Annotated in this window: 18 protein-coding genes; 13 read left to right on the top strand and 5 right to left on the bottom strand. The window is 70.2% G+C overall.

What is annotated here, in order from left to right; all coding sequences use genetic code 11:
• Positions 1-56: 56 nt before the first annotated feature.
• From ADK36_RS08920 to ADK36_RS08900, 5 genes are all read left to right on the top strand, one after another.
• Positions 57-350, top strand: a complete 294-nt coding sequence (locus ADK36_RS08920; RefSeq protein WP_048584529.1) for a hypothetical protein — start codon at positions 57-59, stop codon at positions 348-350.
• 20 nt (positions 351-370) lie between these two features.
• Complete coding sequence (locus ADK36_RS08915) at positions 371-565, top strand: hypothetical protein (RefSeq protein ID WP_048584528.1); 195 nt, start codon at positions 371-373, stop codon at positions 563-565.
• Between the two features lie 256 nt (positions 566-821).
• Entirely contained in the window at positions 822-1106 is a 285-nt protein-coding gene (tatA, locus tag ADK36_RS08910; protein WP_048584527.1) for a Sec-independent protein translocase subunit TatA, read from the top strand.
• Between the two features lie 47 nt (positions 1107-1153).
• Positions 1154-2083 (top strand): twin-arginine translocase subunit TatC, encoded by a 930-nt coding sequence (gene tatC, locus ADK36_RS08905; protein WP_234329727.1) that lies wholly within the window; start codon positions 1154-1156, stop codon positions 2081-2083.
• 115 nt (positions 2084-2198) lie between these two features.
• Positions 2199-5051: a DEAD/DEAH box helicase gene (locus ADK36_RS08900; RefSeq protein WP_053196947.1), complete on the top strand. Its 2853-nt coding sequence runs from the start codon at positions 2199-2201 to the stop codon at positions 5049-5051.
• Between the two features lie 107 nt (positions 5052-5158).
• On the opposite strand, the gene helR is transcribed toward ADK36_RS08900, so the two are convergent.
• Together helR and ADK36_RS08890 are read right to left on the bottom strand one after the other, a co-directional pair.
• Complete coding sequence (gene helR, locus ADK36_RS50040) at positions 5159-7339, bottom strand: RNA polymerase recycling motor ATPase HelR (protein WP_053196964.1); 2181 nt, start codon at positions 7337-7339, stop codon at positions 5159-5161.
• Between the two features lie 234 nt (positions 7340-7573).
• Positions 7574-8737 carry a glycosyltransferase gene (locus ADK36_RS08890; protein WP_234329726.1) on the bottom strand — a complete coding sequence of 388 codons (1164 nt, stop codon included), beginning with the start codon at positions 8735-8737 and terminating at the stop codon, positions 7574-7576.
• Between the two features lie 583 nt (positions 8738-9320).
• Between ADK36_RS08890 and ADK36_RS08885 the strand changes: the two genes are divergently transcribed.
• The 5 genes from ADK36_RS08885 (at position 9321) to ADK36_RS08865 (ending at position 13981) form a co-directional block, all read left to right on the top strand.
• Positions 9321-10919, top strand: coding sequence for an ATP-binding protein (locus tag ADK36_RS08885; RefSeq protein WP_048584524.1), 1599 nt, complete (start codon positions 9321-9323; stop codon positions 10917-10919).
• Positions 10916-11323, top strand: coding sequence for a roadblock/LC7 domain-containing protein (locus tag ADK36_RS08880; RefSeq protein ID WP_030049419.1), 408 nt, complete (start codon positions 10916-10918; stop codon positions 11321-11323). The genes ADK36_RS08885 and ADK36_RS08880 overlap by 4 nt, the downstream gene beginning before the upstream one ends.
• Entirely contained in the window at positions 11320-11739 is a 420-nt protein-coding gene (locus ADK36_RS08875; RefSeq protein WP_048584523.1) for a DUF742 domain-containing protein, read from the top strand. Before ADK36_RS08880 ends, ADK36_RS08875 begins: the two co-directional genes overlap by 4 nt.
• The gene (locus ADK36_RS08870; protein ID WP_048584522.1) at positions 11720-12340 is read left to right on the top strand and encodes a GTP-binding protein; all 621 of its coding nucleotides are present in this window, start codon (positions 11720-11722) and stop codon (positions 12338-12340) included. Before ADK36_RS08875 ends, ADK36_RS08870 begins: the two co-directional genes overlap by 20 nt.
• Positions 12341-12493: 153 nt before the next feature.
• The gene (locus tag ADK36_RS08865; RefSeq protein ID WP_048584521.1) at positions 12494-13981 is read left to right on the top strand and encodes a cytochrome P450; all 1488 of its coding nucleotides are present in this window, start codon (positions 12494-12496) and stop codon (positions 13979-13981) included.
• On the opposite strand, the gene ADK36_RS08860 is transcribed toward ADK36_RS08865, so the two are convergent.
• Positions 13975-14958: an RluA family pseudouridine synthase gene (locus tag ADK36_RS08860; protein ID WP_048584520.1), complete on the bottom strand. Its 984-nt coding sequence runs from the start codon at positions 14956-14958 to the stop codon at positions 13975-13977. The genes ADK36_RS08865 and ADK36_RS08860 overlap by 7 nt on opposite strands.
• A 68-nt stretch (positions 14959-15026) precedes the next feature.
• Here ADK36_RS08860 and ADK36_RS08855 point away from each other — a divergent pair, with 68 nt between their 5' ends.
• Positions 15027-15608 (top strand): GNAT family N-acetyltransferase, encoded by a 582-nt coding sequence (locus ADK36_RS08855; protein ID WP_053196945.1) that lies wholly within the window; start codon positions 15027-15029, stop codon positions 15606-15608.
• 100 nt (positions 15609-15708) lie between these two features.
• Here ADK36_RS08855 and ADK36_RS08850 read toward each other — a convergent pair whose 3' ends face one another.
• Both ADK36_RS08850 and ADK36_RS08845 read right to left on the bottom strand, forming a co-directional pair.
• Complete coding sequence (locus ADK36_RS08850) at positions 15709-16554, bottom strand: siderophore-interacting protein (RefSeq protein ID WP_053196943.1); 846 nt, start codon at positions 16552-16554, stop codon at positions 15709-15711.
• Positions 16555-16724: 170 nt separating this feature from the next.
• The gene (locus ADK36_RS08845; RefSeq protein ID WP_048584574.1) at positions 16725-17654 is read right to left on the bottom strand and encodes a 5'-3' exonuclease; all 930 of its coding nucleotides are present in this window, start codon (positions 17652-17654) and stop codon (positions 16725-16727) included.
• Between the two features lie 206 nt (positions 17655-17860).
• On the opposite strand from ADK36_RS08845, the gene ADK36_RS08840 reads away from it, so the two are divergent.
• A complete protein-coding gene (locus ADK36_RS08840) occupies positions 17861-18949 on the top strand; it encodes a quaternary amine ABC transporter ATP-binding protein (RefSeq protein WP_048584517.1) in 1089 nt (362 codons plus the stop codon).
• On the top strand, positions 18942-20357 hold a 1416-nt coding region (locus ADK36_RS08835; protein WP_159391102.1), incomplete at its 3' end, for a glycine betaine ABC transporter substrate-binding protein. The genes ADK36_RS08840 and ADK36_RS08835, both read left to right, overlap by 8 nt.

Here is a 20357-nt window from a genome sequence, read left to right as displayed (position 1 = left end):
GGACAGACAGCTCGGCAGGCGGTTGGACTAGCGGTGCGACAGGCGGGAGCAGGGCTTTGAGCGAGTCGGCGACGTCCGGGGTGCGGGAGATGACGGTGGCGTCCGCGTTCGGCGGGATGAGAAGCGTGTCCCCGGTGGTGTTCAAGGCCGGCTGCCCGGACTGCCGGGGCCGCTTCGAACTCGCCGCGAGCGCCTTTCGACTCGCCATCGGCGCGACCAGCCGTACGACGTTCTACTCCTTCACCTGTCCCGAGTGCGGCGCGTCCGTCCGCAAGCCGGCGGGCGAGCGGATCGTCGAGCTGCTGACGGGCGGCGGAGTCAGCACCCTGCGGCTGCACTCCACGCTGTAGGACGGTCTAGGCTCGGCGTCATGTTCTGGCCGATGTTCGCGGTAGCGGTGGGTTTTCTGGGTCTCCTCGTGCTCGGTGTGCTCGCCGTGCGGGTCTTCCTGGAGGCAGAGCGCCTCGGTCGGCAGGTCACGGACTCAGCTCGGCGCATCAGCAGGGCGGCGGAGGACCTGGAGCGGGCGACCGCCAGTGCCGCCCGGGCTGTGGACTCCCTGTAGTCCGCTCAAGGATTCGGTGTGAGACCTGCGTCGCGTGCGTTTTGGGCCACTTCGCCCTGTCAACTTGCCGCCCACGCCAGGTACGCTGCGGATTGCGGCCCGAGAGCGAGGCGCGGGCCCGCGGACTGGGAGTATGCACAGGGATTGTCCCGCGTTCACCCCTGAGCGTTACGATCCCTGGCAGCACGGTGGTCGGATGAATGTCCGACCGGCCGGGTATTCGGACCATGTCGCCTCGGTGAAGAAGGTAAAAGCTATGGGTAGGCTCGGCCCCACCGAGATCATTCTGATCCTCGTCGTGATCATCCTGCTGTTCGGCGCCAAGAAGCTCCCGGACATGGCCCGCTCTCTCGGCAAGTCGGCTCGCATCCTCAAGAGCGAGGCCAAGGCGATGAAGGAAGAGGACAAGTCCGCCGCCCCGGCCGACCCGCCGAACAACAGCGACCAGCAGCCCCCCGCTCAGCGCATCATCCAGGCCGCCCCCGGCGACGCGACGAACGCTCGCCCGGTCAACGAGCCGACGGACACCACCAAGCGCTGACGCAGGGCCGGTGACCTCCGGCCCGCCGCACGAGATGGGAACGTGGGTTGCTGAAGTCTGCCCGCAAGAAGGAGAAGGATCCCGAGGGGCGGATGCCCCTCGTGGAGCACCTTCGTGAGCTCCGCAACCGGCTCGCGAAAGGCATGCTGGCGATCACGGTCGTCACCATCGCGGCCGCCTTCTACAACCAGGAACTCATGCAGTTCCTCTCCGATCCTGTGCCTCGCTGCACCAAGGGACTGGGCGAGACCACGGGAGGTGCCTGCGCGGTCGTCGCGTACACCGACCTTCTTTCTCCCTTCACGACCACGGTGAAGGTGAGCCTCATGGCGGGCATCGTCCTGTCCAGCCCTGTCTGGCTCTACCAGCTGTGGGCGTTCGTCGCCCCGGGACTGCACAAGAGCGAGCGCAAGTACACGTACTACTTCGTGGCGGCCGCCGTGCCGCTGTTCTTCGGGGGCGCCTGGCTCGCCTACACGATCATGCCGATCAGCATGCGTGTCCTGCTGGGCATCACGCCCGACGGGTCGGCGAACATCCTGCCGATGGACAAGATCCTCGACTTCAGTGTCCGGATGGTCCTTGTCTTCGGTGCGGCCTTCGAGCTCCCCCTGCTCCTGGTCATGCTGAACATGACGGGCATGGTGACGGGGCGCCGCATGCTCGGCTGGTGGCGCGGCGTCGTGATGGGTGTCTTCGTCTTCGGCGCTGTGGCGACCCCCACCACCGACCCCATCGGCATGATGGCCCTCGCCGGGCCCATCGTCATCCTGTACTTCATGGCGGTCGGCTTCTCCATCCTGAACGACCGACGGCGCAGCCGTAACAACCCGGACTCGGATCTGGACGACGACGAGGCCTCCGACCTCGACCTGACCCCCGAGAGCATCGGAGAGGTCGAAACCGTCTCCGCGAGCCGGGCGCTGCCCGAGCAGGCGAGCACGGAGCGGGTCAACGGCTACGACGACGTGACCTGAGCGAAGCGGTTTTCGGGCAGACACGGCCGGGGCGCCTACGGGGCGCACCCGGCCGTTTCCGCTGCGCGGCCATGAGCTGCGGGGATCCCGGGTTTGCCGGGTGCCGATCCGGATAATGATCGTCCTGTTGTCAGTGGGGCCCGGTACGCTCGAAAGCACGATGACAGAGGACCTCTCACCGGCCGAGCGGTATGCGGCAGCACGCAGGCGCGCTGCCGAGCAGGCCACCGCGCTCGCCTCCTTCCGCGAGATGTACGACTTCGGCCTCGACCCCTTCCAGATCGAGGCCTGCCAGGCACTCGAGGCGGGCAAGGGCGTACTGGTGGCCGCGCCCACCGGCTCAGGCAAGACGATCGTCGGCGAGTTCGCCGTCCACCTCGCCCTGATGCAGGGCAAGAAGTGCTTCTACACGACGCCCATCAAGGCACTGTCGAACCAGAAGTACGCCGACCTGTGCCGCCGTTACGGCGACGGCATGGTCGGCCTGCTCACGGGCGACAACAGCATCAACTCCGACGCCCCGGTGGTCGTGATGACGACCGAGGTGCTGCGGAACATGCTGTACGCCGGGTCGCAGACCCTCCTCGGCCTCGGCTATGTGGTCATGGACGAGGTCCACTACCTCTCCGACCGCTTCCGCGGCGCCGTATGGGAAGAGGTGATCATCCACCTCCCCGAGTCGGTCACGCTCGTCTCGCTCTCGGCGACCGTGTCGAACGCCGAGGAGTTCGGCGACTGGCTCGACACCGTCCGCGGCGACACCGAGGTGATCGTCTCCGAGCACCGGCCCGTTCCGCTGTTCCAGCACGTGCTCGCCGGGCGGCGGATGTACGACCTGTTCGAGGAGGGCGAGGGCAGCAAGAAGGCGGTCAACCCCGACCTCATGCGGCTGGCCCGGATGGAGGCGACCAGACCGTCGTACCAGGACCGCAGGCGTGGGCGTGCCATGCGGGAGGCCGACCGGGAGCGGGAGCGCAGACAGCGGTCCCGGGTGTGGACGCCGGGGCGGCCCGAGGTCATCGAACGCCTCGACGCCGAAGGGCTGCTGCCCGCGATCACCTTCATCTTCAGCCGGGCCGCGTGTGAGGCCGCCGTACAGCAGTGCCTGTACGCCGGACTGAGGCTGAACGACGACGAGGCGCGGGAGAAGGTGCGTGCCCTCGTCGAGGAGCGCACATCGGCCATCCCGTCCGAGGATCTGCACGTCCTCGGCTACTACGAGTGGCTGGAAGGTCTGGAGCGCGGCATAGCCGCTCACCACGCGGGCATGCTGCCGACCTTCAAGGAGGTCGTCGAGGAGCTGTTCGTCCGGGGCCTGGTGAAGGCCGTGTTCGCCACGGAGACACTGGCTCTGGGCATCAACATGCCTGCCCGGTCGGTGGTGTTGGAGAAGCTCGTCAAGTGGAACGGCGAGCAGCACGCCGACATCACGCCCGGTGAGTACACGCAGCTCACCGGCCGAGCGGGCCGCCGCGGCATCGACGTCGAGGGCCATGCCGTGGTGCTGTGGCAGCGAGGCTCCAGCCCCGAGCACCTCGCCGGGCTGGCCGGCACGCGCACGTACCCGCTGAAGTCCAGCTTCAAGCCGTCGTACAACATGGCGGTCAACCTGGTCGGGCAGTTCGGCCGGCACCGCTCGCGCGAGCTGCTGGAGACCTCGTTCGCACAGTTCCAGGCCGACAAGTCGGTCGTCGGGATCTCCCGGCAGGTGCAGCGCAACGAGGAAGGGCTGTCCGGTTACAAGGAGTCCATGACCTGCCATCTCGGGGACTTCGAGGAGTACGCCCGACTGCGTCGCGAACTCAAGGACCGTGAGACCGAGTTGGCCCGGGAGGGTGCGGCGCAGCGGCGCGCGGAGGCCGCGGTCGCGCTGGAGAAGCTCAAGCCGGGTGACGTCATCCATGTGCCGACGGGCAAGTACGCCGGTCTCGCGCTGGTGCTGGACCCCGGGCTGCCCGCCGGGCGGTCCAACGGCCACCGCGGCTTCGAGCACCACGACGGCCCGCGCCCGCTGGTCCTGACCGCCGAACGGCAGGTCAAGCGGCTGGCGTCCATGGACTTCCCCGTCCCCGTCGAGGCGTTGGAGCGGATGCGGATCCCCAAGTCCTTCAACCCGCGCTCCCCGCAGTCCCGTCGGGACCTCGCCTCCGCGCTGCGCACCAAGGCGGGGCACATCGCGCCCGAGCGGCAGCGCAAGCGGCGGTCCCAGGCGGCGGACGACCGGGAGATCGCCCGGCTGCGCACGGCGATCCGCGCGCACGCCTGCCACGGCTGCAACGACCGTGAGGACCACGCCCGTTGGGCCGAGCGCTACCACCGGCTGCTGCGGGACACCTCGCAGCTGGAGCGTCGTATCGAGGGGCGGACGAACACCATCGCCCGTACGTTTGATCGTATTGTGGCGCTGTTGACCGAACTGGACTATCTGCGCGGCGACGAGGTCACCGAGCACGGAAAGCGGCTCGCTCGGCTGTACGGCGAACTCGACCTGCTGGCCAGCGAATGCCTGCGGGAACGGGTGTGGGAGGGCCTCGGCCCGGCCGAGCTGGCCGCCTGTGTCTCGGCGTTGGTGTACGAGGCACGGGTCGGGGACGATGCGATGGCCCCGAAGCTGCCTTCGGGCAAGGCCAAGGCCGCGCTCGGTGAGATGGTGCGGATCTGGGGGCGGCTCGATGCCCTTGAGGAGGACTTCCGGATCACGCAGAGCGAGGGGGTCGGGCAGCGTGAGCCGGATCTCGGGTTCGCCTGGGCCGCGTACATGTGGGCCGGCGGCGCGGGGCTCGATGAGGTGTTGCGTGAGGCGGAGATGCCGGCCGGTGACTTCGTGCGGTGGTGCAAGCAGGTGATCGACGTGCTGGGGCAGATCGCGGCGGCTTCTCCTGCGGAGGGCTCGACCGTGGCCAAGAGTGCGCGGAAGGCCGTGGATGGGCTGTTGCGGGGGGTTGTCGCCTATTCGTCGGTGGGGTGAGTGGGTTGTCGGCGGGTGTGGGTTCGTCGTGGCTCGGCGTGCCCACGCGGCGGAGCCGCAAATCGACACCGCCCCGCGCCCCTGAGGGGACGTGCACGCGCCGCATCTCAAGAGGTGCGGGTCAGGATGACGAGCTGCTGGGTCGCCCGCGTCATTGCCACATAGCGGTCCACCGCGCCCGCGATGCCCTCGCCGAACTCCTCCGGGTTCATGAGGACCACCAAGTCGAACTCCAACCCCTTGGAGAGTTCCGGGGCCAGTGACTGGACCCGGTCCGTCGGGCGGAACGTGGGGTCGCCGATCACGCAGGCGATCCCCTCGGGGTGCGTGGCGAGCCAGGTCTCGAGGGTCGCGGCGAGGTCCGTGGTGGATCCGTAGACGACGGGGATGCCGTTGCTGCGGATGGAGGTCGGTACGTTCGCGTCCGGGAGGGCGGTGCGGATGACCGGCTCGGCCGCCGCCATGATCTCCTCCGGTGTCCGGTAGTTGATGCTGAGGGAGGCCAGTTCGATGCGGCCGAACCCGACCCGTTCGAGCCGTTCCCGCCATGGCTCCGTGAAGCCCTGCCTGGCCTGGGCGCGGTCGCCGACGATGGTGAAGCTTCGGGACGGGCAGCGCAGGAGCAGCATCTGCCACTCCGCGTCGGTCAGTTCCTGGGCCTCGTCGACGACGATGTGCGCGAACGGGCCGGCGAGCAGGTCAGGCTCGGCGGTGGGCAGGGCCGAGTCGTCGACCAGGGAGTTCCGCATGTCCTGTCCGTGCAGCATGACCAGGACGCCTTCGCCGTCGTCGTGGGTGTGGGCCTCCAGCAGGTTGTCGACGACCCTGTCCATGCGCTCGCGTTCGGCGGCGACAGTGGCCTCGTGGCGGCGCTTGCGCCGGGACGCCTCCGGGTCGCCGAGCCGCTGTCGTGCCGCGTCCAGGAGCGGCAGGTCGGACACCGTCCAGGCCTGGGCGTCCGTGCGCTGGAGCCGCTGGACGTCCTCGCGGCTGAGCCAGGGCGCGCACATCCGCAGGTAGGCGGGTACCGACCACAGATCGCCGACCAGGTCCGCCGCTTCGAGCAGCGGCCACGCGCGGTTGAAGGCCGTCAGCAGTTCCCTGTTCCGCCTCAGCGACCTGCGCAGCAGGTCCGCCGAGACCTCGCCGTCCTGCGTAGAGGCGTCGCCTTCGTGCTTGTCCACCAGGATCGTGAGCAACTCCTCCCAGACCTGGTCACGTGCCTCGTTGTGCGGGGTGCCGGGTTCCGCCGCTTCGAACGCCACCGCCCAGTCGCCGGCGCTCAGCCAGACATCCGACCAGTGGGTCGTGACCGTCATGCCCTTGGTGGGCGGCTCCTCGTAGAACCGGACGGCCTTCTCGATCGCCTTCACCAGGTCGGCGGACGACTTCAGGCGTGCCACGTCCGGATCGGCCTCGACGGTCGCGGTGGCGCCCTCGGCGACGAGGTCCCGCAGGATGCAGGTCTGTACGCCCTCCTCGCCGAGGCTGGGCAGAACGTCGGAGACATACGCCAGGTAGGGGCGGTGCGGACCGACGAAGAGCACGCCGCCCCGGCGGTGCCCGAGGCGCGGGTCGGAGTGGAGGAGGTAGGCGGAGCGGTGCAGCGCGACGACGGTCTTGCCGGTGCCCGGGCCGCCGTCGACGACGAGCGCGCCGCGGGATCCCGCGCGGATGATGGCGTCCTGGTCGGCCTGGATGGTGCCCAGCACGTCCCGCATCCGGGGCGAACGGTCGCTGCCCAGGCTGGCGATGAAGGCGGACTGGTCGTCGAGCGCGGCCTGGTGCCCGCCGAACCCGTCCGAGGTGAACACCTCGTCCCAGTAGTCACTGATCCGGCCGTCGGCCCAGCGATATCTACGGCGGCTCGCCAGCCCCATCGGGTTGGCGTGGGTGGCTCCGAAGAACGGCTCGGCGGCGGGGGAGCGCCAGTCGAGCAGCAGGCGACGGCCTGTGCTGTCCGTCAGGCCGAGTCGACCGATGTAGACGGACTCGGCGGTGTCCGCGTCGACCATGTGCCCCAGGCACAGGTCCAGGCCGAAGCGGCGCAGCGTACGCAGACGCGCTGTCAGCCGGTGCACCTCGATGTCCCGGTCCATGGCCTGCTGCCCTTTGCCGCCGGGTGCCCTGCGCGCGGCGTCGAGACGGTCCGTCAGCTCGGCGATCGACTGGTCGAGGCACTCCGCGATGGCCGCGAAGTGCTGCTCGTCGCCGGCGATCAGAGTCGGGTCGGCCTTGGGGGAGAGGCGGTCGGGAAGGTCGAACGCGCTGGTGGTCACGGGGTTCACGGCGACTCCGAAGGTGGTGCGGTCGATTTGCTGCAGCACTGCGGTGCGGCGGTGTGGCGGTGTGGTGACTCGCGGTTCTGTGGCCATGCGGTTCTATGGCCATGCGGCTCCGTGGCCCAGTGGCCCTGCGGCCATTGAGGGCTCTACGGATTTGGGGATCGCGCCCTTGCGTCGCGCGAGGCGCCTGGGCGCGCCCGCGTGGTGCACGCGGGCGCGGCGCGGGGTGGCCTGTCCTCAGGCGACCGCGTCGAGCACCAGCTTCGCGGCCACTTCCGCCCCGTCGGTGCGGATCGAGGCGGCCACGGCGGTCGCCCGCGCGTGGGTCTCGGGGGTCAGGGCCGTTTCGAGCGCGGCCGACAGGGACGCGAAGGCCGGCGTCGGACCGTCGTGTGCCGCCCCGATGCCCAGGTCGGCCACCCGGCCGGCCCAGTACGGCTGGTCCGCCATCTGGGGCACCACGACCTGGGGCGCACCGGCCCGGGCGGCCGTGGTCGTCGTACCGGCACCACCGTGGTGCATGACGGCGGCCACCCGGGTGAACAGTGCCTGGTGGTTGGCCTCGCCCACGACGAAGCAGTCGTCCTGGTCGTCGACCAGGGCGAGGTCGGCCCAGCCGCGGGACATGAGGACGCGGCGGCCCTGCGCGCGCACCGCGTCGATGGCCACCTGGGCGGCGTCCGTTGACGCGTGCAGGGGCATGCTGCCGAAGCCCACGTAAACCGGCGGGGCGCCGGCGTCCAGGAACGCCTCCAGCCCGGCCGGGAGCGGGCGGACGTCGGGCGCGATCCACGCGCCGGTCTGGACGACGTCGAGGCCCGGCATCTCGTGCAGCGGGTCCAGGACCGGGTCGGTCGCCAACCACGGCCGGCCGCCGAAGACGTAGTCGCGGACGTCGTCCACCGGGGCCAGGCCGATCGACGCCCGGTTCGTGTTGAGCGCTTCACCGAACAGCGCGTTGATGCTCTGGGCGTCCAGGTCCCACAGCACCCGGTTGTCGGTCACCTCCGGCGGGAACGGGCGGCCCCGGTACTCCAGCGGCCGGCGGTGCGGCGACGGCAGCTGGAGTTGCTGGAAGGTCACCGACACGGAGGGGATGCCCAGCTTCTCGGCGACCGTCCGCGCGCCGGCCGCGGCCGGTATCATCCCGGTCGCCACCAGCACGTCACACCCCTCGGCCGCCGCGGGGATCACCTCCAGCTGGCCGGCGATCACCTCGGCCGCGCGCTGGGGCATCGACGACGGCGCCGGCGGTGCCTTCGTCAGCGCACGCGCCGACGGGCCGACCGGCACCAGCGGCACGTCGACACCGGCCAGCCGCCGCGCGAAATCCTCGTCGGGCGGAGCGCACACCCGCACCTCCGCGCCGAGCTCCCGCAACCGCACCGCGAGCCCGACCATCGGTTCGACATCCCCCCGCGACCCGTAGGTCGACAACACCACGCGCACTCAAGACTCCCGTTTCCGCAGGTATTTGGCCTTAGGCCGGAGATTCTGCGGTACGAGGGGGGCCTTGCCGCAAGGCCCCTGGTGCGCTATAAGTTGAGAGTGGCAAGGAGTCAACGACCTCCTTGCCTTTCTTTTTGCCGTCCGCGGCAGGCCCGACCGTTCCCTCGCTGATCCCCGCCAAGCGGCTGCGTCGGCCTGCTTCGCCTGTGCCGCCGGAATCCGATCGTCACTCGTCACGGGTCTTCACCCGTCACGGTGAGTGCTCTTCGCACGCCCGTACGCCGTAACGCACCGTGTGCGAAAGTAATCCGAGCGTATAAATGGGGCCGAGCGTACTACCGCCGCGCGCCCCATTTCAGGTGCTTGCTGAATATGACACAGCGATGATCCGGTCGGACTAAGCTCGCCCGCAGCGCACCGAGTTGAGGTGTAATCGTGCGCTTGTTCCCAATCATGCAGAAGATTCCGACATACCCATGACATACCCCCCTGCAAGCTCCCCCTACACCCACCCGATTCGTTTCAGAGGGCCCACATGGTGAGCGTTCAATCCCCGCCTCGTCGCGGTGAACTCCCTTACACGCGCACGCTGTTGCTACCGGCGATACTGATGGCCGCGGCGACCGGAGCCGCCGTCGCCGTCGTGGCGGAACCGGCCCGGACGGCCGTCGGCGTATGCGGTGCCGTGGCCATGCTGCTGGTACTGGCGGCAGCGGCCCAGGCGGTGCGTCGCGGCCACGCCCTGCGGGATCTGCGGGCCGAGCACGCCCGTCACACCGCGTATCTGGAACGGCGTATCGCCGCCCACGACGACGAGATGATCCGCCTCGCCACGGAGATCACGCCCGCCGCGATCCACCGGCTGCGCTGTGACAATTCACCCCATGAGGTGATCCGCGATCTCGCCCTGATCGACCCGTCCTATGCCCAACTCCCCCCGGCACAGGTCGCCTTGGTCAAGACGATGCTCGACATCATCGACCACGAAGGGGCCCTGCGGGACTCCGCCCAGCGCTCCTTCGTCAACATCGCCCGCCGCGTCCAGTCGATCGTGCACCAACAGGCCGCGGAACTGAGGGAGATGGAGGAGGACCACGGCCGTAACCCCGAGGTCTTCGACGACCTGCTCCGCATCGACCACGGCACCATGCTGATCGGCCGTCTCGCCGACTCCATCTCCGTGCTCGGCGGCGGCCGCCCCGGCCGGCAGTGGCCCAACCCCGTCCAGCTGTACAGCGTGCTGCGCGGTGCCATGTCCCGGATCCTGGAGTACCGCCGGATCAAGCTGGACTCCATCGCCCAGGTCAACGTGCGCGGTATCTCCGTCGAGCCGGTCATCCACGCCGCGGCCGAGCTGCTCGACAACGCCACGCGCTACTCGCCGCCGCAGACCGAGGTACGCGTCACCGCCACCGAGGTGCAGACCGGCATCGCGATCGAGATCGAGGACGCCGGCGTCAGCCTCAGCGAGGAAACCCGCGCCCGGGTCGAGGGCATGCTCGAACGCGCCAAGCAGGGCACGGACCTCCAGGAACTCGGCGAGTCCCCGCGCCTCGGCCTGGCCGTCGTGGGCCGACTGTGCACGGCGTTCAACATGCAGGTCTCCCTGCGCACCTCCGCATACGGCGGTGTCCGCGCGGTCCTCATCATCCCGCGCGAGATGCTGACCACCGACGCCGCACCCGGATACGCCCACGGCATCGGTGCCGCGGCGGCGCCCAAGCTCGGACCCGGTGCGCTCGAAGGCCCCAAGCGCACCCCCAAGAAGCGCCGCCCCACCAGCCCGAAGATCCCCGCCACGGTCTCGATGGAAGACGACGTCCCGGTGGTCACCGAATGGACCGCCAACGGGCTGCCACAGCGCCGCAGCCGGGTCAAGACCCCGCTCAGCAAGCGGATCGCCGAGCAGGCGGCCATCGAGCAGGCCGAACGGGAGGGCAGGCCGACCGTCTGGTCCACGACCAGGCCCGAACCCGAGCCCGAGCCGGCGAAGGACGAGCCCGCCCCCGGTGCGTGGGTCGAGGCGTTCTGGAACGGACTCAAGGACAAGCCAGACCCGCTCACACTCAAGCCGCGAACCCGACCCGCCCAACCGGCCCGCCCCGAGGCCGATGACGAGGGGGACCTCAAGTGATCCAGCAGCGCGCCAACTTCGACTGGATGCTCAAGGAGCTCCACGACGGCGTACCGGGCATCGAGATGATCGTCGTGCTCTCCGCCGACGGACTGCGCATCGCCCGCTACGGCGGTGACCCGGACACCGCCGACCGCGTCGCCGCGGCCTGCGCCGGGCTGCAGAGCCTGGCGGCCGCCGTCGCCTCCGAGATTCCCAACAGCGACGGCAAGATGAAGATGGTCCTCATCGAGATCAACGGCGGCTACTTCTATCTGATGGCAGCCGGTGCCAACGCCTATCTCGCTGTGCTCTCCGACACGTTCGCCGAACCCGGAATGATGAGCAACCGCATGTCCGACCTCGTCGCCCGGATCGGTGCCCATCTCACCAGTCCGCCCCGGCGCAACGGGCAGACCGTATGACTCCTCCGCAACGCCAGCGGCGACATCCGACCGAACAGCGGCCCCCGCAGTCGCCCCGGCCGAGGGAGAAGCCGGGCGAGAAGCCAGGGGAGAAGAAGAACCCGGAACGGCTCTTCGTGGTGGCCGGAAAGGACGGCGAGCGCGCCGAGCTCGACCTCGTCACCTTAATCGTGGCGAGCGCCGAACCACCGCCCTCCGCCGCGCCCGAGCAGACGGCGCTGCTCCGGCTCTGCACGTCCCCCCTGTCCGTGGCCGAGCTCTCGGCCTATCTCAACCTGCCGTTCAGCACGATGACGGTCCTGCTCACCGACATGCTGACGGCCGAACTGGTGACGGCGCGCGACCCGATCGTGCGCCAGGCCGTCGCCGACCGTTCCCTTCTCGAAGCGGTGATGCATGGACTTCAAAGGCTCTGACACCATCCCCGGTCCACGGACCGAGGACCAGCTGCCGCACACGGCCGAGGCCGCGGTCAAGATCGTGATCGTGGGCGGCTTCGGGGTCGGCAAGACGACCATGGTCGGCTCGGTCAGCGAGATCAGGCCGCTGACCACCGAAGAGACCATGACGCAGGCCGGCATCGGTGTCGACGACAACTTCGGCTCGGACTCCAAGACGGCCACCACCGTGGCCATGGACTTCGGCCGCATCAGCATCACCGACGAGCTTGTGCTTTACCTCTTCGGCACCCCCGGCCAGGAGCGCTTCTGGTTCCTGTGGAACGGGTTGTTCGAGGGCGCGCTCGGCGCGGTCGTGCTGATCGACACCCGCCGGCTCGAAGTCAGCTTCGACGTCATAGGGCGACTCGAAGAGCGCGGCGTGCCGTTCGTCGTCGCCGTCAACTCCTTCCCCGACGCGCCCCGTTACCCCGTCGAGGACCTGCGCACGGCGCTCGACCTGGACCCGGAGATCCCCATCGTCGAGTGCGACGTACGCCGCCGGGCCTCCAGCCGTGACGTCCTGATGACCCTGATGCGCTTCCTGCACTCGCTCGCCATGTCGGGAGCGCTCAGGTAGGGCCCGATCGCCGCAGCGGTCCCACCACCCCCGGGCCTCCTGCGACCCCTGCATCCCCGTATCGCCTGGCCCCGTATCGCCTGGCTCCCGTATCCCCTGCACCCGCATCCGTCCTGACTCCCCAGACACCGGATCCACTTCGGAGCGACCACTGTGACGCCTGACTCCCATTCCCCGACCGGTACGCACGACCCCTTCACCCCGCCGCCCGGCTGCCCCGCCCATGGACTCGGACTCGGCCCCGGGGGACTGCACCGGCTCCACGAGGCGGAGGACCTGAGCGAGCTGTACGAGCAACTGCGTGAGCAGCACGGCCAGGTGGCGCCCGTGCTGCTGCACGAGGACGTGCCGATGTGGGTGGTCCTCGGTCACACCGAGAACCTGCACATGGTGCGTACGCCCTCGCAGTTCTGCCGGGACAGCCGTATCTGGACCCCGCTCCTGGAGGGCATGGTCAAGCCCGACCACCCGCTGATGCCGCACATCGCCTGGCAGCCGATCTGCTCCCACGCCGAGGGCGACGAGCACCTGCGGCTGCGTGGCGCGGTCACCGGCGCCATGTCCACCATCGACCACCGCGGTATGCGCCGCCACATCAACCGCTCCACGCAGCGCCTCGTCAACCGGTTCTGCGAGGAGGGCCGCGCCGACCTGGTCGCGCAGTTCTCCGAGCATCTGCCGATGGCCGTGATGTGCGAGATCCTCGGCATGCCCGACGAGTACAACGACCGTATCGTCGAGGCCGCCCGCGACATGCTCAAGGGCACCGAGACCGCCATCGCCAGCAACGCGTACATCATGGACGCGCTGATGCGGCTCACGGCCAAGCGCCGGGCCAGGCCCGAGGAGGACTTCGCGACCCACCTGATCAACCACCCGGCCCGGCTCACCGACGACGAGATCGGCCAGCACCTGCGGGTCGTGCTCATCGCCGCCTACGAGGCCACCGCCAACCTCCTCGCCAACGTGCTGCGCGTGGTCCTCACCGACCCGCGGTTCCGCGCCCAGCTCAGCGGCGGCCAGATGACGGTTCCGCAGGCGGTGGAGCAGTCCCTGTGGGACGAGCCGCCGTTCAGCACCGTCTTCGCCTACTTCGCCAAGCAGGACACGGAGTTGGGCGGTCAGCGCATCCGCAAGGGCGACGGGCTGCTCTTCGCCCCGGCCCCGGGCAATGTCGATCCGCGGGTACGTCCCGACCTGGCCGCCAACATGATGGGCAACCGTTCCCACCTCGCCTTCGGCGGCGGGCCGCACGAGTGCCCGGGCGCCGACATCGGCCGTGCGATCGCCGAAGTCGGCGTCGACGCGCTCCTGATGCGACTGCCCGACGTCGAACTCGACTGCGACGAGGACGAGTTGGAGTGGCGGGGGTCGATCGCCTCCAGCCACCTGGTGGAGATGCCGGTCCGCTTCGCGCCCAAGCCCCCGCAGGACGTGATGCAGAAGCCGGGCCGCGCCCCGGTCCCGCCCCAGCGCGCCACCTGGCAGGTGGGCACGCCCCAGGCGCAGCCGGCCCCCGCTCCCGCACCTCAGTCGGCCGCACCCCAGCAGCCCGCGGCGCAGCAGCCGTTGCCGACGCCGGAACCGGTCCGGCCGAAGGGGGCCTGGCGGCGTTTCCTGGTGTGGTGGCGGGGTTACTGAGACTGAGCCGACTCCGTGCGGGGCGGCCGCGGAGCCGCCCACCCGGAGTACGAGACCCAGGCATCCAGGGCCCTCGCGCTGCGGAACCGATGTGCCGTCCCCGTCACCGGATCGGTGAACTCCAGTGCCCGCGCCAGAAGTTGGAGCGGGCGCCGGAAGTCGCCGGCCGGGACGGGGGCGGTCACCTCCGGGTACAGCGGGTCGCCGAGGATCGGCACCCCGAGGGCGTTCATATGGACCCGCAGCTGATGGGTCTGCCCGGTCGAGGGCACCAGCCGGTACCGGGCGAGTCCGTCGGCGCGCCGCTCGACGACCTCGACCCGCGTGACGGCGTTCGGCTCACCCTCGACCTCCCGGGCCGCGAGCACCCCGCGCTCCTTCACGATGCGGCTGCGCACGGTCCGGGGCAGGGCGAGCGCGGGATCGTACGGCGCGACGGCCTCGTACTCCTTGTGCACCAGCCGGTCGCGGAACAGCGTCTGATACGCGCCGCGTTCCTCGGGCCGCACCGTGAACAGCACCAGCCCGGCGGTGAGCCGGTCGAGCCGGTGCGCGGAGCTCAGCGCGGGGACGCCCAGTTCCCGGCGCAGCCGGGCCAGCGCGGTCTCGGTGACATGGCCGCCGCGCGGGGTCGTGGCCAGGAAGTGCGGCTTGTCGGCGACGACGATGTGCTCGTCGCGATACACGACGTCCACCGTGAACGGAACCCGCACCTCGGCGGGCAGCTCCCGGTGGAACCACACGAACATCCCCGGCACATACGCCGCGTCGGGCGGCACCGGCTTCCCGTCCGCCCCGACGACCAGCCCCGCGTCGAACATCCCCGTGACGACACCGGGCCCCGCCCCCGTGAGCCGCTCCACCAGATGCTCCCGCACGGTGGCCCACGCCCCCTCGAAGGGAAGCCGCACCCGCACGGCGTCGACCCCGTCGCGCTGCGGCAGGGGAGAGGGCGGGGGCGGCGTACGGCGTCTCATCACGATCAAGCGTACGGCGGCGGAAAACCCGTTGGGCGGGTCGTCAGTGCGTTGGCAGGATGCGCACCATGCCTGATCTGACCAGCCCCGTCGTCCCGGCCGGCGCCCTCGCCGGCACCCCGCAGCCCACCCTCCCCACCGGCGACGGCCTCCTCCTGCGCCCTTGGCTGGCCGAGGACGCGCCCGCCGTCCACGAGATCTTCCAGGACCCGGTCCTCCACCAGTGGCATGTCCGGGCAGCCGACTCCGTGGCCGAGGTGGGCGGCTGGATCGAGGAGTGGCAGCGGGCCTGGGCGGGGGAGCGGGCCGCTCAGTGGGCCGTCGTCGAGTCCGATACCGACCGCCTGCTGGGGCGTGTTGCCCTGCGCGAGATCCAACTCGCCGACGGCACGGCCGAGGTCGCCTACTGGACCGCAGCGGCGGCCCGCGGGAAGGGTGTCGCCGTACGCGCCACGACCACCCTGACCCGCTGGGCGCTCCACGACATCGGCCTCCACCGCCTCGAACTCCTGCACGCCGTCGCCAACACGGCCTCCTGCCGTGTCGCCACCAAGACCGGCTTCGCCCTGGAGGGCACCAAGCGCAGCGCTCTCCTCCACCAGGACGGCTGGCACGACATGCACCTGCACGCGCGCGTGCAGGGCGACTGACCCGGGGCGGGCGCCGCCGGGGTGACATGGGCACGGGCATGGCGGAGGGGCGGCACCTGGAAAGGTGCCGCCCCTCGAAGCATTCACACAGGGACGGGCGCTACGCGGCCGGTGCCGTCCCCTCCTGCTCCGCCTCGATCCGTGCGTTCCAGTCCCGCTTGGAGGCCTGCCAGCCGTCCTCGTCGTGGCCGAGCCGCCAGTAGCCGGAGATCGACAGGTCCTCGCGGGCCATGCCGCGCTCGACCCGCAGCAGCTGGCGCAGCTCCTTCACGAAGTGGGCCTCGCCGTGCACGAAGGCGTGCACCCGGCCCTCCGGGAACTCCAGCGCGCGGACGGCCTCGACCAGCGCCTCGCCGACGGGGCGGGCGCCGCGGTGCAGCCAGATGACCTCGACGTCGGAGTCGATCTTCTGCTCCTCCTCGGGGCCCGCGATCTCCACGAAGGCGTAGGCCGTGGCGCTGTCGGGCAGCGACTCCAGGGAGCGGGCGATCGCGGGCAGCGCGCTCTCGTCACCGACGAGCAGATGCCAGTCGGCGTCCGGGTCGGGGGCGTAGGCGCCGCCGGGGCCCGTGAAACGCACGGTCTCGCCGGGCTGGGCGCGCATCGCCCACGGGCCGGCCAGGCCCTCGTCGCCGTGCAGCACGAAGTCCAGCGTGAGCTCACGGTGCTCGGGGTCCCACGCTCGCACGGTGTACGTCCGCGTCACCGGCCACTGCTCGCGCGGCAGCTCCTCGCGGATGCGCTCCAGGTCGAAGGGCTCGGGATAGCTCACGCCCTCGGGGGAGAACAGCATCTTCACGTAGTGGTCCGTGCAGGTGTCCGCCGCGAAGTCGGCGAGCCCCTCGCCACCCAGCACCACACGCTGCATGTGCGGGGTCAGCCGTTCGGTACGGATGACCTGCGCGGAGTGGGGCTTCCGCGGCTTGCGGGCAGGGCGTAGTGCCATCACTGGCCTCCCTCGTTCCAAGCTTAGGTTTACCTAAGTTAGCACCTCGTCCCGGAGAATGCCGCTACGACTCGTTCATGAACGGGCGCATGTCGCGCGCAAGGTCCGAATTCCCCGCGCGATGATCCGCATTCACCCGCCCCGCCGGCCCTGTGCGCCTGTCGCGCCCTTCACGCCCCCAGTGTCGCCAGCAGCCGCTGTAGCGACCCGCCCAGCCCCCACCGCATCGCCAGCTCGTCCAGCCCCGCCGGATCCCGGGGCGTCCGCGGCAGCGTCGTGTCCACGTCGGGCAGTGGAACATCGCCCGCGACCCGCACCACCGTGGGCGCGACGGCGACGTACGCCCGCGACTCGTCGAGCCGCTTGCGCTGCGAGGGCGTGAGCTTCGCCTTGGGGTCGTCGACCGCCGCCATGATCCCGGCCAGGTCGCCGAACTCGGCCAGCAGCTTCGCGGCCGTCTTCTCGCCGATGCCGGGCACGCCCGGCAGTCCGTCGCTCGGGTCGCCGCGCAGCAGCGCCAGATCGGCGTACCCACGGCCGTCGACGCCGTACTTCTCGCGCAGCCACGCCTCGTCGGTGAGCTGGAGAGTGCCCACGCCCTTGAGCGGATACAGCACCCGCACCCCGCGCGCGTCGTCCACCAGCTGGTACAGGTCGCGGTCGCCGGTGACGATGTCGACCGGGCCCTTCGCCCGCCCGGTGAACGTGCCGATGACGTCGTCCGCCTCGTATCCCTCGACCCCCACCCGCGCGATGCCGAGGGCGTCCAGGACGGCCTCGATGACCGGCACCTGCGGGGACAGCGTGTCGGGCACCTCCTCCTCGTCCGGCCCCACCTCGTGCTCCTCGGCGACGCGATGCGCCTTGTAGGAGGGGATCAGGTCGACCCGCCACTGCGGTCGCCAGTCGGCGTCCATGCAGGCCACCAGCGCATCCGGGCGGTGGTCCTTGACCAGGCGGTCGATGAAGTCGAGGAGCCCGCGCACGGCGTTCACCGGCGTGCCGTCCGGGGCCTTCACGGAGTCCGGGACGCCGAAATAGGCGCGGAAGTACAGCGAGGCGGTGTCGAGGAGCATCAGTCGTCCGGTCACGCCACGCATCATGCCGTACGGCACTGACAGTGGCCGGACGGTGCGCATCGCGTTGCCGGGGGCCCATGCCTGTGGCCTGGACCACTTGTGCGTTTGTGTCCGGAAAACGAGGGCAGGCGCGGCCCCGGGAGCGACGCGCTTGCGGATTCAACTCTTGCGCATTCAACTGCTGCGCCGTCGTTCCGGTTCATTGGCCGTCGAGACAAGAGGTACCCGTGTCATCCAGGCTTGAGGCCGAACATCTCTACAAGGTGTTCGGCAGACGACCGGACGAGGCCGTCGAACGGCTCCGCCAAGGCGCCGACCGGGAGGAACTGCGCGCCGACGGCACCACCGCCGCCGTGATCGACGCCTCCTTCACCGTGGAACCGGGCCAGATCTTCGTCGTGATGGGCCTGTCCGGATCCGGCAAGTCCACCCTGCTGCGCATGCTCAACGGGCTCCTGGAGCCGACCGCGGGTCACGTCCGCTTCGACGGCCAGGACCTGACCGCGATCGGCGACCGCGAGCTGCGCCAGGTCCGCGCGCACAAGATCAGCATGGTCTTCCAGCACTTCGCGCTCTTCCCGCACCGCAGCGTGCTGGAGAACGCCGCCTACGGCCTGGCCGTGCAGGGCGTGCCCCGCGCCGAGCGCGAGAAGCGCGCCGGCGAGGCGCTGGCCCTGTCCGGACTGGCCGGCTGGGAGAAGTCCTGGCCCGACGAACTGTCCGGCGGCATGCAGCAGCGCGTGGGCCTCGCCCGCGCCCTCGCCACCGACGCCGACCTGCTCCTCATGGACGAGTCCTTCAGCGCGCTCGACCCGCTGATCCGCCGGGACATGCAGGACCAGCTGCTCCAGCTCCAGCAGACCCTGAAGAAGACGATCGTCTTCATCACCCATGACCTCAACGAGGCCATGCGCCTGGGCGACCGCATCGCGGTCATGCGGGACGGCCGTATCGTCCAGACCGGCACGGCCCAGGACATCCTCCTGCGCCCGGCCAACGACTACGTCGCCTCCTTCATCCAGGACGTCGACCGCTCCCGCGTGCTGACCGCGGAGGCCGTCATGGACGACGACATCGCCGGTGACGAGGTCACCTGCGGCTGCGAGACCGCGACGACGGACACCCCGGTCACCGAACTCTGCGCGATCAGCGCCCGCCTCACGCACCCCGTGGCCGTCCTCGACGCGGACGGGAAACTCGTCGGTCGCGTACCCAGACAACGCCTGGTCGGCTTCCTCGGCGACCAGCAGGGCGAGCCCGGCCCCTGCGACAACCCGCGCGGCACCCGCGACGGGAAGGTGATCGCCAATGCCTAGGCTCCACTTCGGCAACTGGATCGAAGACCTGGTGGGCTGGCTCCAGTCCCATCTGACCTGGGTGTTCGACATCGTCAACACCGTGCTCGGCGGCATGTACGACGCCGTCGACGCCGTCCTCGGAGGCGGCGAGCCGCTTCTGATGGCCGGTGTCCTCGCGGTGATCGCGTGCTGGCTGCGCGGACTGCTGCCCGGCGCCCTGGCCTTCGTCGGCCTCGCCCTGATCGATTCGCTCGGGCTGTGGGACGACGCGATGGACACGCTCTCGCTCGTCCTCGTCGCCTCGGTCATCACCATCGTGTTCGCGGTGCCGCTCGGCATCTGGGCCGCCCGCAGCGAGCGGGTCAGCGCCCAGCTGCGGCCCGTGCTCGACGTCATGCAGACGATGCCGGCCTTCATCTACCTCATCCCCGGCGTCATGTTCTTCGGCGTCGGCACCACCCCCGGTCTCCTCGCGACGATCATCTTCGCCATGCCCCCGGGCGTCCGCATGACCGAGCTGGGCATCCGGCAGGTGGACGGCGAACTGATCGAGGCCGCCGAGGCGTTCGGCACCAGCCCGCGCAGCACCCTGGCACGCGTCCAGCTGCCGCTCGCGCTGCCGACGATCATGGCCGGTGTCAACCAGGTCATCATGCTGGCCCTGTCGATGGTGGTCATCGGCGGTATGGCCGGCGCCGGTGGCCTCGGCGAGCAGGTCTACTCCGCCATCACCCAGCTCAAGGTCGGCCTGGCCGCCGAGAGCGGTGTGGCCGTGGTCATCCTCGCGATGTACCTGGACCGTATGACCGGAGCGCTGGGCCAGCGGGTCTCCCCGCTCGGCCGCCGGGCCGCGGCCAAGGCCGCCGTCGCCGCCGCGGGCCGCTTCAAGCTCGCGCACTACAAGCCGGGCGGCGCGGTGGCGGTCATCGGCGTCGTGATCCTCGCGCTCGTCGCGGGCGGCATGAACCTGGCCGGCTCAGGGAGCAGCCAGGAGGCCGCGGCCGGCACGGACGTCGGACAGGGCAAGAAGATCAACATCGGCTACATCCCCTGGGACGAGGGCACCGCCACCACGTACCTGTGGAAGGAGCTCCTGGAACAGCGCGGCTACGAGACCGACGTCAAGCAGCTCGACCCCGGCCCGCTCTACTCGGGCGTGGCCCGCGGCGACATCGACTTCCAGACCGACGCCTGGCTGCCGACCACGCACAAGGCGTACTGGGACAAGTACAGCTCCCAGCTCGACGACCTGGGCGCCTGGTACGGGCCGACGTCGTTGGAGCTGACGGTCCCCTCCTATGTGAAGGGTGTCGACTCGCTGGCGGACCTGAAGGGCCGGGGCAAGGAGTTCGGCGGGAAGATCATCGGTATCGAGGCGAGTGCCGGGATGATGGGGACGCTGAACAAGTCGGTGCTGAAGGCGTAC

The organism is Streptomyces viridochromogenes (assembly GCF_001270495.1).
Classification (GTDB): domain Bacteria; phylum Actinomycetota; class Actinomycetes; order Streptomycetales; family Streptomycetaceae; genus Streptomyces; species Streptomyces viridochromogenes_A.
This window is presented reverse-complemented; position numbering and strand designations above follow the sequence as displayed.

Coding starts and splice junctions, on each gene's coding strand:
- ADK36_RS08915 (WP_048584528.1), top strand. CDS start 371: ATGTTCTGGCCGATGTTCGCGGTAGCGGTGGGTTTTCTGGGTCTCCTC.
- tatA (WP_048584527.1), top strand. CDS start 822: ATGGGTAGGCTCGGCCCCACCGAGATCATTCTGATCCTCGTCGTGATC.
- ADK36_RS08900 (WP_053196947.1), top strand. CDS start 2,199: ATGATCGTCCTGTTGTCAGTGGGGCCCGGTACGCTCGAAAGCACGATG.
- ADK36_RS08890 (WP_234329726.1), bottom strand. CDS start 8,737: ATGGTCGGGCTCGCGGTGCGGTTGCGGGAGCTCGGCGCGGAGGTGCGG.
- ADK36_RS08885 (WP_048584524.1), top strand. CDS start 9,321: ATGGTGAGCGTTCAATCCCCGCCTCGTCGCGGTGAACTCCCTTACACG.
- ADK36_RS08875 (WP_048584523.1), top strand. CDS start 11,320: ATGACTCCTCCGCAACGCCAGCGGCGACATCCGACCGAACAGCGGCCC.
- ADK36_RS08870 (WP_048584522.1), top strand. CDS start 11,720: ATGGACTTCAAAGGCTCTGACACCATCCCCGGTCCACGGACCGAGGAC.
- ADK36_RS08860 (WP_048584520.1), bottom strand. CDS start 14,958: ATGAGACGCCGTACGCCGCCCCCGCCCTCTCCCCTGCCGCAGCGCGAC.
- ADK36_RS08855 (WP_053196945.1), top strand. CDS start 15,027: ATGCCTGATCTGACCAGCCCCGTCGTCCCGGCCGGCGCCCTCGCCGGC.
- ADK36_RS08850 (WP_053196943.1), bottom strand. CDS start 16,554: ATGGCACTACGCCCTGCCCGCAAGCCGCGGAAGCCCCACTCCGCGCAG.
- ADK36_RS08845 (WP_048584574.1), bottom strand. CDS start 17,654: ATGCGTGGCGTGACCGGACGACTGATGCTCCTCGACACCGCCTCGCTG.